Genomic DNA, 15,844 nt, shown 5'->3' with positions numbered 1-15,844 from the left:
AGTACTGCTCATCTGAATACCAAGCGGCACTAGCCGCCTATGGAATGACCCCATCAATGACAGATGGATATGACTGCTACCAAAATGCACAAGCAGAGCGTGTGAATGGTATTTTGAAGCAAGAGTTTTTGCTTAATCGCTGCAGAACGATGAAAGAGCTTGGCGTTTTAATCAAGGAATCGATAGAGATTTATAATCAATTACGGCCGCACCTTAGTTTAGGAATGAAAACCCCAAATGAGGTGCATGAAAAAGCCAGTTGGGAATACCAACTGGCTTAATAAAAACCGTCAACCTATTTTAGGACTAGACAAGCCTAAGAAATGATAAATGGTTTGTTGGCTGAGACAAAATCTAATTAAAATAGCAAATTAATTTCCTAATATTATCAATGGGATAGTTATTTATTCATCTTTTGAATGTAAAAAGTTTTTTGAAAAGGCTTGAAAATAAAATGGCCTGTCTTCATATAGTGAGTATGAGGCGCTCAATGAGGCTTCATCACAAACCATCAAGTTAGGTGCCTGCGGGGCCTAGCGGTTTGTAAAACTTATCGGTGCAAAACGATGCTATGACATCAATTTGGCCAACTTAATATATTGCTTAATTGTGAGGATATACCTATGCGTAACTATGATCTAACTCCACTATACCGTAGCGCCATTGGATTTGACCGTTTAGCTCAACTTGCTGAACATGCGGCGTCAAACAAAGGTAACTCTGGCTACCCCCCATATAACATCGAATCGCTAAGCGAAAACCGTTATAGAATTACTATGGCCGTTGCCGGCTTTACGATGGATGAACTTGAAATCACCAGCGAAGGTGAGAAATTACTCGTCAAAGGCACTAAAGTCGAGCAAGACCAAGAACGTAAGTACCTGTATCAAGGTATTGCTGAGCGCGGATTTGAGCGCACGTTCCAGTTAGCCGACTATGTCACTGTAGTAGGTGCAAGCCTTGAAAATGGTTTACTCGATATCGATTTACAGCGTGAGATCCCCGAAGCACTTAAACCACGTAAAATCGAAATTGGACGCTCTAGAGTATTAGACGCCAAATAAACCCCAGTGAATGATGGCAGGGTTGCCTGGACTCATCACTGACCATCGACATCACGAGTACATAAAAAAGGGAGCCTAGGCTCCCTTTTTTAGTTATTGATCTAAGCAACACAATAAGTGTTTAGCGGCAATTAAGCGCGCATAGATTTTTCACCGCGGCATAGTCCCACAACACCAGAGCGAGACACCTCAACTACTTTGGTCATTTCCCCTAATGAGGCAATGCAAGCATCAAGCTTAGCGGTGGTACCGGTAAGTTGAATGGTATACAGCTCACTGGTGACATCGACAATTTGACCACGGAAAATATCGGTGGTGCGCTTCACTTCTTCGCGCGCCGCGCCTTTAGCTTTGACTTTTACTAAGGCAATTTCACGCTCAATGTGACTAGACTCGGTAATGTTAGCTACTTTTAAAATATCAATCAGCTTGTGTAACTGCTTTTCAATTTGTTCAAGTACTGTCTCATCTGCTTCGAGGGTAATGTTAAGTCGTGATAATGTTGCATCATCAGTCGGTGCCACGGTTAGGCTTTCAATGTTGTAACCACGCTGAGAAAACAGACCGACCACGCGTGAAAGGGCACCGGGTTGGTTTTCAAGTAATACAGATAAAATACGACGCATTAGCTTTTCTCCGTTTTGCTTAGCCACATTTCGTTCATTGCTCCGCCGCGGATTAGCATCGGATAAACGTGCTCAGTTTCATCAACACTGATATCAACAAATACCAACTTGTCTTTCATTGCTAGGGCTTTTTCTAGACCCGCTTCTAGCTCTGCTGGATCGCTAATGGTCATTCCCACATGGCCGTAGGCCTCAGCAATCTTGGCAAAGTTGGGTACCGAGTCCATATAAGAGTGCGAGTGGCGGCCAGAGTAAATCATATCTTGCCACTGTTTCACCATGCCCAAGAAACGGTTGTTAAGGTTAATGATTTTAACCGGCGTATCGTATTGCAGCGCGGTGGAAAGCTCTTGGATATTCATTTGAATAGAGCCATCGCCGGTAACACACACTACGGTTTCATCGGGCATGGCCATTTTTACGCCCATCGCCGCGGGTAAACCAAAGCCCATGGTGCCAAGCCCGCCAGAGTTGATCCAACGGCGTGGTTTATTAAAGGGGTAATACAATGCGGCAAACATTTGATGCTGACCAACATCGGACGATACATAAGCATCACCATTAGTGAGTTTATGTAAAGTTTCAATAACTTGCTGTGGCTTAATTCTATCGCCACTTTTGTCATAGGCTAAGCTTTTACGCGCACGCCATTGATTGATCTCGCTCCACCAAAATTCATTGGCGGCCACATCGTTGGTGAGGCTTTCATCTTCTTCGAGAATAGCTAACATGCTATCAAGAATGTTCTCTGCAGAGCCAACAATTGGGATATCAACTTTTACGGTTTTCGAAATTGAAGATGGGTCGATATCAATGTGCAAAATGGTCGCGTTAGGGCAGTACTTTTCGACATTATTGGTGGTACGGTCGTCAAAGCGCACACCAATACCAAAGATGAGGTCGGAATTGTGCATCGACATATTGGCTTCGTAGCAGCCATGCATACCAAGCATACCGACGCTATTAGCGTGGGTACCAGGAAACGCACCTAAGCCCATCAAGGTACTGACAACCGGAATACCGAGTTTTTCAGACAGGGTTAAAATTTGCTGGTCGCAACCAGAGATAACCGCGCCGCCACCCACATAAAGTACCGGCTTTTTGGCCTTTAATAATGCCTGTAAACCACGACGAATTTGGCCTTTATGGCCGGTGGTCGTTGGATTATATGAACGCATTTGAATTTCTTCAGGATATTGATAATCATGCAATATCTGTGGGTTCAAACAATCTTTTGGAATATCAACCACAACGGGTCCAGGTCGGCCACTGGCGGCGAGATAAAAAGCTTTCTTAATGATGGCGGGAATGTCTTTCGCGTCAGTGACTAAAAAGCTGTGCTTAACCACTGGACGGGAAATACCAATCATGTCGCACTCTTGGAAAGCGTCATTACCAATCAGGTTGCTAGGTACTTGGCCTGAAAGTACCACCAATGGAATTGAGTCCATGTAAGCGGTGGCAATACCGGTAATGGCATTGGTTGCGCCGGGGCCTGAGGTTACTAACACCACGCCCACTTCGCCCGTGGCGCGTGCATAGCCATCGGCCATGTGCACCGCAGCTTGCTCGTGGCGAACTAAAATATGGTCAATATCAGATTTTTGATGCAACGCATCATAGATATCAAGGACAGAGCCACCTGGGTAGCCGAAAATGTGTTTTACGCCTTCATCAATTAATGATCGTACGATCATGCTGGCGCCGGATAACTGCTCCATTTTTCATCCCTCAATAAGTTACCGCTACGGTATGCAGTATCTTGCTACAGCGACGGTAATCGCTATTTAAAATTAAGCTTGAACGGTAATTCAAGCGCGTAGAACTCATCACATCGCATTTGTCGCCCTGTAAGGCGGAGTTCATCTGAAGATGTTCAGAATTTCATCATATTTAAATCACTTATGATTTCAAGCCTTTTATGACAAAAATGGCTCAAAATGAACAAAACTCATTGTTTTGCTACTAAAACGCATGAAAATGGTGCAAAAGTAGACGGGTTAACACCAATATGGTGGTCGGGATGGTGAATAGTGATTGCTGCACTGACTTGTCTATTCATTGCTAAATGATTTAAAAAGCGCTCGATTTCAATATTGCCCATCGACTGCGGATGTCGTTTATCGTTGAAGCAGATAAACGCTTTAATTCAATAAAGCTATGATTTTTCAGATTGCAGGCTGTCGCGACGTGTGCGTAATTCTGATCGTACTGAATCGATAAAAGGAGATTTTCCTATGTTAAATCCGACAGCTAACCATTATGTTGGGTAAATAATATTATAGCTGTGTATACACACAGTCCTATCGTGTTTTTCAAAAATCAAGCCATGCATGACAGTGCTATTCAAGGTTTGTTATTGCGGGTTACAAATAAGTTGCGTAAATTCAGTGATATGAAAGTGTGCAAGCACTCTCGTTTATAAGAGTTACTGAGATAACAGCTAAGCAAAGCGAGCATGCGCGTTTCTACCGAAAGTGTATTGAATACAATTTTACAGCTTCTTTGTTAGTGAGTTGTTTTGAATAGATTTCTAGCGGGGCTTTGAGTGCACGCTTTCTCAAAGAGGCTTGTCAAAAGGCGCAAGCCGTATATACAAATGTTAGCATTCAAATTGAGCATCGATGAGTTATTCGAAATTTAAGAAATCTTGCATTCAAAAAAATCCAGATTTCATGCGCATAGAAGATGGAACTTCAATCATGATTGAATTGAGAGATCAGAGCCTTGGAACAATTACTTGAATCCCGAGTAAAACCAGATGCTATTTGCTGTGGCAACAGCCCTTAATTTATTAGCGTAGAATTTACAACATGGGCTAAAGAACGAAATATTAGAATAGAGTACATTCAACCAGGAAAACCACAGCAAAATGCTCAATAGAACTACGACAAGGGAAGCTTTAATTGTTGCTAAAGCCTGAGTCTCATATTACCCGAAACAGAGAAGTATTTGTAAATTAGGTGGGTTTATTATCCCATATGTGGTTTTCCAATCTCTGCTTTAGGCACAATGAGCGATAAGAAAATTTGACTATACATTTTCAGGGTTGTTGTAGGAGCTATTGCCTGTAATTGGGTAAGCTAGCTATATCAAATTTGCTTTACTTTACCGCACTTAATGTGTACACGAGTCACTTTGTGTACGGCTTCCAGTTAGTATGTTCGCATTTGCTTTTAATAGCAAAGAATAAGCAGGTAGAAGTTAGTGGTATTGTTGTGGTATTGTTGTGGTATCGCTATTTTTTAGCTTTATTTGCAACTGTTTAAACAAAATATAATGGCGAAAGATATGGGGAACAGTTTTAAATTTCTAGAGCAGATTTAAGTATTCTGCAGCACATCAGATTACGGTGCTATTGTTCTTACAGGCTCTTACTTTGCAAAGAAATTGACTATATTTCGGGTGTCAAATTAGTTCGTCAAAAGTGGTTCATGATGGCTTTGTTTTTCACTAGGCAACAAGATAAAGCATTGCAAGGCCATTTAACGTTAGCGCAAAGGCTGAAACTTCGCTTCTTTTATGTTGTCCGCCGTTGATTGCAGCATTTTAAGTCTTTAGAGTATTGAATATGGAAGAACATAAGTTTTTTAAATTGGTATGGCGTTTTAATAGCTTGCTTATTTCCGTTGCTGGTATTTTGGCGATAGGAGTGCTTTTGATTGCTATGTACCAAATTTTCAAAGATGTTACGAGAGAGCGTAGTACTCAAAATATCGTTAATATTGAAGAAAGCGGTGAAGTGAAGGAAAGCTGGAGGCTTGGCCAAGTTGCTAATCTATCTAACCATAAAATGCTAATGATTCCTTTAAACTCTGACCAGAGTTTCAATCGTGGTTATTTTAGCAAGTCCTCTAACTCCACTCGAAACTACCTTTTTATAAATACTGAAACTAATTCAAATAATTGGTTGTTTGGACATACAAATTATCTAATTGAAAGCACAAACCAATTACGCGTGGGAGACTACGATTCTAAAAAGCCCGTCATAGCAATTCTTTACTCATTAGTTAAATTAGATTCTAATGGTGATGATCGTCTTACGCCAAGTGACTTGATAACAATTTCAATTTCTAAACCGAATGGGTCTGGTTATAAGGAAATATTAACAGATGTAGAGCAAGTAATTGGTAGCACTCTTTTGTCTGAAACGGAGCTATTTATCATCTATCAATTAAGCGGTAAATCACTTAGCTCTACTATCAACTTAACTAGTTTTGAGCTGGGTAACACTAAAGAGCTACCTAAAGTCGGCTTATAAAAAATGTATCAACGTATAGACTAAAAAAGCTTGGCTTGGTTCATGCGAACCAGTTTAGCCAAGCTTTATTAGCCCGTTATGTGGCCTAGGATTCAATGAATTATATCCCAATATTCATAGCTAGCACCTTTTTCTCGATGTCCAATGTTGGGGGGGGGGCCAGTCCTGAGAGCACTCTTAGAGGCTATTTATCTGTCTTGAGATAGCCAACGAGGAATGTGTCTTGAGTTATTACCATGGACTTAGTTCATTTTATGTAGGAGAGCAGAGTTTAATTACTTTCAAAGTGCTGAAGATAATTACTTATGATGATTCGCATGTTCAAGAGTGGAATCAACGAGGAATAATTCCTAAATCTATGGTTGGAGATGTTGAACTTCATGTATTTCAGAAGTCCAGAGGGGGCTACGAGGGAAAATATAGTTATAACCTTCGGAAATATTACTCCCGTTGGTTAATCTACTCCCATGTAGCGTGGGATATACCCTAACAAGTGTGTTTAGAGCGACGGTAAACAATACATATAGGTCCCTCATTGGTCTCGAAGACACCGCTTACTGTTATCGTTGTCGTCGAGTAATTTTAGCCATTACCGTAATTGGGTTGAATCACAAACATTGATACTCAGCGAGGTATTTGCAATTGATGTTGCTGCCCATGCAGTGACGAGTAACCATCTTCATATTGTCCTTCATATTGATATTGAGCAAGTCAACGCTTGGTTAGATAAGGATGTGGTGCTGTAATGGAACTTTCAAGACTACCTCGTATTGGCGGATGAAACAGGCAGGGTGATTCGAGATGATAAGCGTGGCGCCATTGACTTAAAGGCTTGTGACATACTCAGGCAAGTGAACAGACCTTTAGCCAGTTAATTTTTTTGGTGAAGCAGAAAGTTCATCATAAAGTGGTTTAGACCAAGGTGATGGCGAATTATCTCGAGCTATTACTCAGTGGGTGTAGTATGAGAAGGCTTAGATTGTGCTAACACTAACACCTATTTACGTGATCTACGTCTCACAAACTTGGCTTACCAAGGTGTACCATGCTGAAAATTTTGAGATCGAGGAAATTACTCACTGTGTTAATGACGCCACCCTAACGTTCTGTCCCGCCTAAAGCTATCTTACTAGTTTAAGTACAACGCTTAATTTCTTGCGCATTTAAATTCATTGTCGAGTGTCAACGGCAGTGCTCTAGCGCCATATTTTGTCAAAAGCACACATAACACTCCAGTTTTATCTCTGGTGCGTTCGGCTGTGTCAAATTTGAGAGTTTAATGTCTAAAAATTATAAAACTGATTGGATTTCCAATATTCGAGGTGATCTTCTTGCTGGACTTGTTGTCGCCTTAGCGCTCATTCCAGAGGCTATCGCTTTTTCTATTATCGCAGGTGTCGATCCTAAAGTGGGCTTATACGCGTCATTTAGTATCTCGGTTGTAATCGCTTTTAGTGGCGCTCGTCCAGGGATGATTTCTGCCTCTACCGGCGCGATGGCGCTACTTATGATCACGCTAGTAAAAGAACATGGTTTGCAGTATCTGTTAGCAGCAACCGTATTGACTGGTGCACTACAAATTGTTGCCGGTTACCTAAATTTCGGTAATTTTATGCGATTTGTTTCTCAGTCTGTAATAACTGGATTTGTAAATGCACTCGCAATTTTAATTTTGCTAGCGCAATTGCCAGAGCTTACCCATGTTAGTTGGCATGTATACGCTATGACACTGGCGGGGTTAGGCATCATATACTTGTTCCCGTATTTGCCTATTGTCGGCAAACTGATTCCTTCCCCACTCATTTGTATTGTGGCCCTAACGCTATTGGCTATGAATTTTAACGTCGAGGTCCGTAGTGTTGGAGATATGGGAGAACTGCCTGATACCTTACCGATATTTCTCTGGCCAGACGTACCTTTCAATTTGGATACGCTATTAATTGTGTTGCCTTATTCGCTTTCCCTAGCGACGGTTGGATTGTTGGAGTCGATGATGACAGCCACTATTGTTGATGAACTTACTGAAACCAATAGTGATAAAAACCGAGAGTGCAGAGGGCAAGGGTTAGCAAACATGTCAGCAGGGTTTCTTGGCGGAATGGCTGGGTGTGCCATGATTGGTCAGTCTATGATTAACATTAAATCCGGCGGCATAGGCCGTTTATCAAGCTTAGCAGCAGGTGTATTTTTATTGTTTATGGTGGTGTTTCTTGGTGACTGGCTAAAGCAGATACCTATACCAGCATTGGTCGCGGTTATGATTATGGTGGCAATTGGGACTTTTTCTTGGCGATCGATTATTGATATGAAAACGCACCCGTTGTCGACTAATGTGGTTATGTTATCTACGGTAATAGTCGTGGTTATGACGCACAATCTTGCTCTAGGTGTATTAGTCGGGGTGTTGTTGGCTTCGGTATTTTTTACTAATAAAGTTAGCCACATGATGGTCGTTAACAGTTTACTGAAAGATAAAGCGCACCGTGAATATAAGGTGACAGGGCAGGTGCTGTTTGCCTCGTCGAACAAGTTTATCAATTCTTTCCACTTTATGGATGACATCGAGACCGTGACTATCGATATATCTACCGCACATTTCTGGGATTTCACTGCGGTGAAGGCCTTGGATACAGTTTTGGCTAAGTATAAAAGACAAGGCGTACGTGTATCTCTAATAGGCATGAATCGAGCAACTCAAGATATTGTCGATAGACACAGTGTAACTACCTAGTAGGTATTACTTAATTGCAAATATAATAACTATCGCTGGTTAATAGGATTAGATAAGGAAAGTGGTATAACCCCTATACGCTCGTTGATGTTGAAAATTGCAAGCCTCTAGTAGCGATAGTTTATAGGCCCTATATCAGTTTACTTTAATGATTGCTTCGAGCATTTCACAAGTAGCAGATGAAATGGTTTGAGTAATTCTCGCTGATAAGGGCTTAACGATAGATTTTAAGTAGTTAATAAAAAGCTTAAGTAACATCGCTGATATTGAGCCTAGTGAGTATTATAAGGTTAGCCGGTGGTTCTCATAAAAGTTGTTCACTACATTATTTCTGCCGGATTCTTTAGCTTGATAAAGTAATCGGTCCGATTGATTCATTAGCGAATCTAAGTCCATCCCAGATTGCCATTTTGCGACGCCGATTGAAGCGGTTATGGTGATTCTGTGGTCTTGAAATTCAATATTGAGTGATTCAATTGTACTGCGAATTCGCTCTGCTAGGGTAATCGTATCTTGTGGCTCATTATTTTCCATAAGAATGCCAAACTCTTCACCGCCAAGTCTCGAGACAACGTCTACTGTGCGCACCGTTGCAGAAATCGCATCGGCTACCGCGATGAGTACCGCATCCCCCGCAGCATGACCGTATGTGTCATTTACGTACTTAAAATAGTCGATATCTATCATTAGAAAGTGCAGGCCCGCGTCTTGATTACGATTAACTCTTGCGAGGAACCGATTGGCAGACTCGATGAATGCGCGGCGATTATAGATACCCGTTAAAAAGTCTACGCGGGCTTCTGATTCAGCTTCATCTTTTGCCTCTGAAAGTTGTTTGGTTTGCAGTTGGACTTGCAAGGCCAGTTCATCTGCATAATTTTGTAGGTGTTGGCGATGTTTCTGTTCTATCTGTTGTTTAGTATGTTGTATGTCTTTTAATCGAAGCAACATGACCGTTGTTAACAAAAAGGCCTCGATGAAGCCACCAATGTAGATCAGCCACTGTACGCCGTATGAATCATTTAAATAGCCACGCAGCCTAAGCGAAGCAGTGAGCATCCCAAAAATAAATACTGCCCAGCTAAAGGTAAATAGCCCTGCATGGGGAACCTTCTTTTTCCATGCGTATAGCCCAATTGGCAGCAGTAGAATATATAGGAACGCTATGTTGTCGATGATTAATCTAGGGTAGTAATGGTATCCCGCGAGGTTGGTTAGCACGCCCGCGATTGAGATGGCCAAAGCCATGAGCAAAAGGTTGTCGATAGTAACTGATAAGCGTCGAATATTGAGAAATGATCTGACAAACCATATGGCCGCGACCTGGCAAATACTTATTTGCAGGACAATCATCCAAAGTTGGTAGCCTTCTTTGTAGAAAAAGTATCCCCAAATACCACTCAACGAGGCGAACAGTGAAGCGATTGAAAAAGCAAAAATAGAGTAATACAGAAACATCCTATCTTTTGAGACAAAGAACACGAGTAATGTTGCAATGCCCATCAATAACTCTGTACACAACAAAATCACCATGAAACTGAGTTCGATGTGAGTTGAATAGTAAAAGCTCGACTCGTCCCATATCTTCATTGCTGTAAAGCTGTGCATGGGGATCTGATTGCCGGGAAATATTTTTACGTATACTTCTTTTGTGTCATTTTTTGGTAAAGGGAGCTGAAATGCGGGCCTAAAGAAGCTGATTTCACGCATGGCGACAGCATCGGTAAATGAAAAGCTTGAGTGTTCAAAATCTGCCGCGGAGCCCTTGACTCTATGGTATAGGTCGATTCGATCAACAGAGGCTTCAACATATTCTAAAATGAGATTGAGATCAGTGTCGCCGCTGTTTTGTATGGCAAACTTCATCCAAGAACTCGCGGATGTAAAGCCGCGGTTGGTGATATTGGGTTCTGGAATACGCCATTGTGAACTCGTGATGACCTGCTCTAGAGAAAGTGAGTTGCTTGCATCCGTTAAGTAAAGATAGTTATCACCAGTACTTTGCACTTTTTGGCTAGCGTTGATCTCAATGGTGTTGGGTTCGAAAGCAAAAGATAACGGTGTAATGAGTATAAAAGACAGCGCAAGCAAGGTATTTAAAACCATTGCATTCTTTGATTGAGTACCTAGAGAAAAGATCGAAGAGAAACCTAGGATAAAGAGAAGGGTACTCACTGTTATCTCCTTGATGCTGAACCTAACCATTGAACCAGCAACTGAACTTGCTTAGTTACAGTTGCTCGGTTAACCCGATGGTTACGACAATGTTATTATTATTTTATTGCTGTGTTGCAATGGTAACAGCTTTGGCCGATTTAGTATGTATCAATCTGTTATAAAACAGATTAGTTTAGATTTATCTTGCTCAGGCAAAAGTACGAGACAGAAAACGTTTGGCCTATCCCGTACTTTTAGGGTTGTCAGTTGGCATTTCAGCAAGATTTAGATGCTTATGCTGTTGGGTACCATTGACGGTAATTGAAACAGATAGGGAAAAGGCCGTTGCTTGTTTCGTTGGTGTATATTCATCTCTACCTGATTTAAGGCCAATTGGAAGTCGGTCACTAGCGGCTGGACTTGTTCATCTTGAAAATAGGGCTTTCTTGGGTCCTCAGTATAGTGGCCTAAACTGTCGAACTGAACATTACTGAGCAGGTATCCAAAGGTTGCTTGATAAAGTGCGACATCTAGAGGAGGCAAGTACTGCAAAAAGCTGCTTTCGGACAGCTTATCTGAGCGCGTCGGTGCTTGTGCGTAAAGGGTGCCCGATACGCTAGGCAAGTAACTCATTAGTGGCCATTGAGCGTAATTGACTGACGCATGCTGGGCACTGGCGGTATAGATAATCAAAGAGACTATTTTTACTAGGTAATTAAAGTCTCTTATCTGGTAAGGAGACTGACTATCGCCGGTTTCAACCAAGCCATCCATGCCTTTAATTGCAGCACAGCGACTGTTTACCATCTCATTTACCCAGTTTTGCAGCTCATAGTCCTCAGTGACCAACTTATCTTGGTCTAGCTTTGAATCTCCTGCGTAATAAAGGGAGAGGTATTGGCTAACAAATTTTGTAATCGAGTCCCAAAGTTCTAATGTGTCTTCCCTAAATGGAAATTTAGCCAAGGTTTTGTCACAAACGCCCCTTTGCTGGAATAACTGATCAGGAAACTGCTGGTCAAAATGCCATTTTTCATGGGCATCTGTGATGAGTTTTGCGGTACTTTGATGGCTAGGGGAAAGCACTGAAGCGACAACGCCACCAGGGACAATCAGACTATGAATTGCGCCGTCATTAATTGGCAAAGTAAATCTGAAGTGAGGCTTGAGCAGCACCATCAAGGGGTGTGATTGTGCAAGTTGTCGATTTGCTGCGACCACCATAGGTTCAATGGTTAAATGGCAGGCGCCTAAATGGGCAACGGTTTCATGTTGAACCGCACAGGCATTTTGGACCATTGTTTTTGCAACTGACCACTTTACACCGGTACTGTCGTTATTTGCGGTGCAGTCATTGGGGGTATAGAGAGGTGATGTTTCTGCATCAAAGTTCTGGGTCAGTTGAATGCAGATAGGTTGCAGTGCACCGGTTGGCGGATAGCCTTCAGGTGGGGTTTGATTCCAAAAGAATAGTGCGATGGGGGCACAAGGGTAACGTTCTTTGTCATGGAGCATGCTAGATTCAAGCCCTTGCATCATGGCGTAATCGCAAACGTATAGTAGTCCTTGGTCAGCAGCTTGGCTAAGCGAGAGCTCATTGTGGCCGACAACGTTGTGAAAGATCTCATCGCTAATAGGCATTTTTTTCAATAGCTGTTGTAACACAACGGCTTCGGATGAGTAGCTATCACTCAACAACACCCCTCTCAAATTGGTGGTGTTAAAGCCCGCAGTCTGCATATAGCCAAAATACCAGTCCTGTTGCCACACTTCCTGATTGTTGTCTGGCATCCAGTTTTGCTTTTTTATCTTTAAATTGTCTGGAGTTGGCAGTGTTTTGAATAAGTCGCGGTAATCTTCTACTGATGATGCGGCTAAATAGTCTCGATTGCCGTCTGTCGCGAGCATGTCATACAAGCTACTTTTTAAGAAAGCGGTCGGTCCTTCCTTGGCTAAATCATGAAATACTTGCTCAAGACCTTTGACCATTTTTAGCAGATCTTTGGGTAGCCTGGCGACGCCAGCCAACGCTTCTTCCAGTTCTTTAGGGACTTTAGCTAACGCTTGAATCAACTCGATGGAATACTCGACCTCGTGCACCTTTTTTACGATTATCCCTTCTTGCATCGCTTGTTTTAACTTCTCGTGGGCGACCTCAACAGCATCAATTGATGAGCGTAAATTAGTGGGCATATCATCCACCAACTCTTTTTCCATAAAGCTGATAACCACTGATTTGAAATTTTCAGCAATAGCAAGAAATACCTGTAAGACCTTAGCTTCATAAGCAAGACTAAATTCTTCACTTTTAGGTACGCTTGCAGCAATGGGGATAGGCTCTAAATAACTGAACATATAGTTATAGTCAGTTTTAGAAATAGATAAATCAAAACTTCTCTTTCCTTGTTCCTCCAACGAGCACAATTGGGGTAACGAGACACTTTTGGGTTCATTTAGCATTTATTATTCCTGCTTTTAGTCATATGTAAAAGAAATGTTACTCAGCTCACCTATACTGCACAGTTATGAGTTTTTAAGCTAGGTGTTTGTACTTACGCGATTTTTTTAAAGGGTAAGTAATATCGTGTGTATCGTGGTTTCAATGTGGTTCTGTTTTTTAAGGCCTTTTGTTCAGTGCTTGAATCTGAGTTTAAGAATGTAATTAGACGTTCTATCTGTGAGTCATTTTTGAGTAAGCGACATATAGGAAGTTGTTGCTATCTGCTTTGGCGTATCTTTTCAGGGATAGGTTGATTGTGCATTGGTGCCCTCACTCGAAATAAATCTATTTCTGGGTACTAATAACTGCTTAGGGATAAGTGGAAAAGATCTGCTTGTTGTCAGAGGCAGCGCTATTCGTAAAACGACAGTTAATCGTCGTTAGCTATCGCCAGTTGCAAATCAGTCAAAAATCATAAAGACGTCAGGTGTTTTTGTACCTGTCTACCTACACTGTAGTCATTCAATTTATTAACGAATTAAAGCAGGTTATGGCTATTAAAAGGAAATGTATGATGCTTAATAGAGTGACACTTATTAAAGTGATGCTAGTCGCCTTTGCTTGCGGCGCAAACGACAGCCAACAAAGGTTACAGTCAAGATGGTTTTCCGTTATTACAGGGAGCGTATTTGGGGCAACAAACCCCAGGAGTGCTCCCTAAAGTATTTGCAAAGGGGCTAGTGTCAATCGACGGCAGGTACGAGTACGGTGTGACATTTTCGGCCGATTTAAAGGAGATTTACTTTTCTGCACAACTGCCGGATAAAACGGCTGATATCTATTTTTCAACTGTGGAAAATAACCTATGGCAACCGTTCAAAAAGGCAAATTTTACCCAAGGCGATAAAGCCGGTGAAATGGAACCTTTTCTAAGCCTTGATGGCAAACAGATGTACTTTACGGCTTATAACGCTGATTTTAGCGACACCAAAATATGGCTAGCAAACCGCAAAGGAAAAGAGTGGCAGAGCGCTAAAAAGCTCGACTCACCGATTAATGATGAAGAGGTGTTTTTCTCGACGCTAGCGAAAAACGGCGATCTTTTCTTTACTGATATTTTTAAATCTCAAACCTACTATTCCGCTTTTATCAATGGTCATTACGGCAAACCCGAAAAAGTGGCCATCGATTTTGGTGTGCATGGATTTATATCGCCAACTCAAGATTACTTGTTGGTGGATTCACGTTCCAGAGAAGACGCCAGTCGTACAGATAGCGATATTTATGTGTACTTCAAGCAACCAGACCAGACATGGTCTAAGGCCATTAATCTTGGCACTGATGTTAACTCAGCCTTTAGTGAAACTGTGCCTAGTGTGACGCCCGATGGAAAATTTATGTTTTTCAGTCGCTACGATGAGCAACACGGCATATCCAACTTATATTGGGTGAGTACTGAAGTGATTGAAAGTCTGCGGCCAAACTCGTTACGGTAAGTGGCCTGGCGTGATGCGTGCCATTTTTATATTGATGTCTATATTGCAGTGGGTTTTAGCTGTTCTCATTGCTTTTATGCTCGTCTATTATCGTAAAGTCGGCATTCATATTTGAAAAGGAGCGCACTTGGCTACTGTGGTGAGTCAACAATCTGCAGAACATTATATTTGGGGTGAGAAATGTGATGGCTGGCATTTGGTTAAGTCTAAAAATTTAAGTGTTATTCAAGAAAGGGTGCCTGCGGGGTGTTATGAGAGTCGTCATTTTCATCAACAAGCGGAGCAGTTTTTCTTCATATTATCCGGTATTGCCACCATCGAACTTGAAGAACAGGTCTTCACTCTCACGCCAAATCAAGGGCTGCATATTCCGGCAGGTGCAAAGCATCAGGTAAGCAATCAACACCAAGGCGATTTGGTTTTCATCGTGACTTCAACACCACCAAGCCATGGAGACAGGTTTGAAACTTGATAAAGGTTTTCCCTTTGGTGGCATTGTGACTTTGTGGCTAACGCGGCTATTGATATAGAATTGGTGGTTTGAAATTAAGGATACCGTTATGCCTGAGCGAGTTCAGCAAATCAGTAATATCGCGCTGGTTGTCGATAACTATGATGACGCAATTGAGTTTTACACTCAGCGATTGCAGTTCACTTTGATTGAAGATACAGATTTAGGGCAGGGTAAGCGTTGGGTGCAAGTGGCACCGTCCAATGGCAATGGCACCAACCTGCTATTAGCTCAGGCAAGCGACGACCAGCAGCGGCATGCAGTCGGGAATCAAACTGGCGGAAGGGTATTTTTGTTTTTGCAAACTGATGACTTTTGGTGTGATTATGAGCAGATGAAAGCCAATGGCGTGCACTTTAACGAACAGCCTCGTGAGGAAGAGTATGGCACGGTTGTGGTGTTTGAAGACCTATACGGTAACAAATGGGACTTACTGCAACGCAGGTGATGAATAACATTGCCAATATCAATTAAAGTCGTACATCCAGAGTTATACATGGCTGTGTTGTGTTAAACGACAAGCTTGAATGTTCATCGGCTAAACCCTAACCTCCCCAA

Annotated in this window: 12 protein-coding genes and 1 pseudogene; 8 read left to right on the top strand and 5 right to left on the bottom strand. The window is 42.0% G+C overall.

From position 1 onward, the window contains the following. The coding region (locus L865_RS0117735; RefSeq protein WP_028773171.1) for an integrase core domain-containing protein at window positions 1-281 on the top strand (281 nt) is incomplete at its 5' end. A 342-nt stretch (window positions 282-623) separates the two neighbouring features. Beyond that, window positions 624-1,064, top strand: coding sequence for an Hsp20 family protein (locus L865_RS0117730; RefSeq protein ID WP_028774471.1), 441 nt, complete (start codon window positions 624-626; stop codon window positions 1,062-1,064). Window positions 1,065-1,195: 131 nt separating this feature from the next. On the opposite strand, the gene ilvN is transcribed toward L865_RS0117730, so the two are convergent. The 3 genes from ilvN to L865_RS26095 all read right to left on the bottom strand — a co-directional run bounded on the left by ilvN (window position 1,196) and on the right by L865_RS26095 (window position 3,827). Beyond that, window positions 1,196-1,690, bottom strand: coding sequence for an acetolactate synthase small subunit (gene ilvN, locus L865_RS0117725; protein ID WP_028774470.1), 495 nt, complete (start codon window positions 1,688-1,690; stop codon window positions 1,196-1,198). Next, window positions 1,690-3,411 (bottom strand): acetolactate synthase 3 large subunit, encoded by a 1,722-nt coding sequence (locus L865_RS0117720; RefSeq protein ID WP_028774469.1) that lies wholly within the window; start codon window positions 3,409-3,411, stop codon window positions 1,690-1,692. The genes ilvN and L865_RS0117720 overlap by 1 nt, the downstream gene beginning before the upstream one ends. A 230-nt stretch (window positions 3,412-3,641) precedes the next feature. Continuing rightward, window positions 3,642-3,827 carry a hypothetical protein gene (locus L865_RS26095; protein WP_342666134.1) on the bottom strand — a complete coding sequence of 62 codons (186 nt, stop codon included), beginning with the start codon at window positions 3,825-3,827 and terminating at the stop codon, window positions 3,642-3,644. A 581-nt stretch (window positions 3,828-4,408) separates the two neighbouring features. On the opposite strand from L865_RS26095, the pseudogene L865_RS25745 reads away from it, so the two are divergent. From L865_RS25745 to L865_RS24135, 3 genes and pseudogenes are all read left to right on the top strand, one after another. Next, a pseudogene (locus L865_RS25745) lies at window positions 4,409-4,567 on the top strand (IS3 family transposase); the annotation flags it as partial. Window positions 4,568-5,261: 694 nt separating this feature from the next. Further along, window positions 5,262-5,951, top strand: coding sequence for a hypothetical protein (locus L865_RS0117710; protein ID WP_028774467.1), 690 nt, complete (start codon window positions 5,262-5,264; stop codon window positions 5,949-5,951). Between the two features lie 1,279 nt (window positions 5,952-7,230). Then, a complete protein-coding gene (locus L865_RS24135) occupies window positions 7,231-8,682 on the top strand; it encodes a SulP family inorganic anion transporter (RefSeq protein WP_051484684.1) in 1,452 nt (483 codons plus the stop codon). Between the two features lie 282 nt (window positions 8,683-8,964). On the opposite strand, the gene L865_RS24130 is transcribed toward L865_RS24135, so the two are convergent. Both L865_RS24130 and L865_RS0117690 read right to left on the bottom strand, forming a co-directional pair. Further along, window positions 8,965-10,857 (bottom strand): sensor domain-containing diguanylate cyclase, encoded by a 1,893-nt coding sequence (locus L865_RS24130; RefSeq protein ID WP_169732708.1) that lies wholly within the window; start codon window positions 10,855-10,857, stop codon window positions 8,965-8,967. Window positions 10,858-11,124: 267 nt separating this feature from the next. After that, complete coding sequence (locus L865_RS0117690) at window positions 11,125-13,299, bottom strand: lipoxygenase family protein (RefSeq protein WP_028774465.1); 2,175 nt, start codon at window positions 13,297-13,299, stop codon at window positions 11,125-11,127. Between the two features lie 597 nt (window positions 13,300-13,896). Between L865_RS0117690 and L865_RS0117685 the strand changes: the two genes are divergently transcribed. The 3 genes from L865_RS0117685 to L865_RS0117675 all read left to right on the top strand — a co-directional run bounded on the left by L865_RS0117685 (window position 13,897) and on the right by L865_RS0117675 (window position 15,734). After that, window positions 13,897-14,775, top strand: coding sequence for a PD40 domain-containing protein (locus L865_RS0117685; RefSeq protein ID WP_028774464.1), 879 nt, complete (start codon window positions 13,897-13,899; stop codon window positions 14,773-14,775). A gap of 136 nt (window positions 14,776-14,911) precedes the next feature. Further along, window positions 14,912-15,247, top strand: coding sequence for a cupin domain-containing protein (locus tag L865_RS0117680; RefSeq protein WP_028774463.1), 336 nt, complete (start codon window positions 14,912-14,914; stop codon window positions 15,245-15,247). 88 nt (window positions 15,248-15,335) lie between these two features. Beyond that, window positions 15,336-15,734, top strand: coding sequence for a VOC family protein (locus tag L865_RS0117675; RefSeq protein WP_028774462.1), 399 nt, complete (start codon window positions 15,336-15,338; stop codon window positions 15,732-15,734). Window positions 15,735-15,844 lie beyond the last annotated feature (110 nt).

This window comes from Shewanella waksmanii ATCC BAA-643 (assembly GCF_000518805.1).
Taxonomy (GTDB): domain Bacteria; phylum Pseudomonadota; class Gammaproteobacteria; order Enterobacterales; family Shewanellaceae; genus Shewanella; species Shewanella waksmanii.
This window is presented reverse-complemented; position numbering and strand designations above follow the sequence as displayed.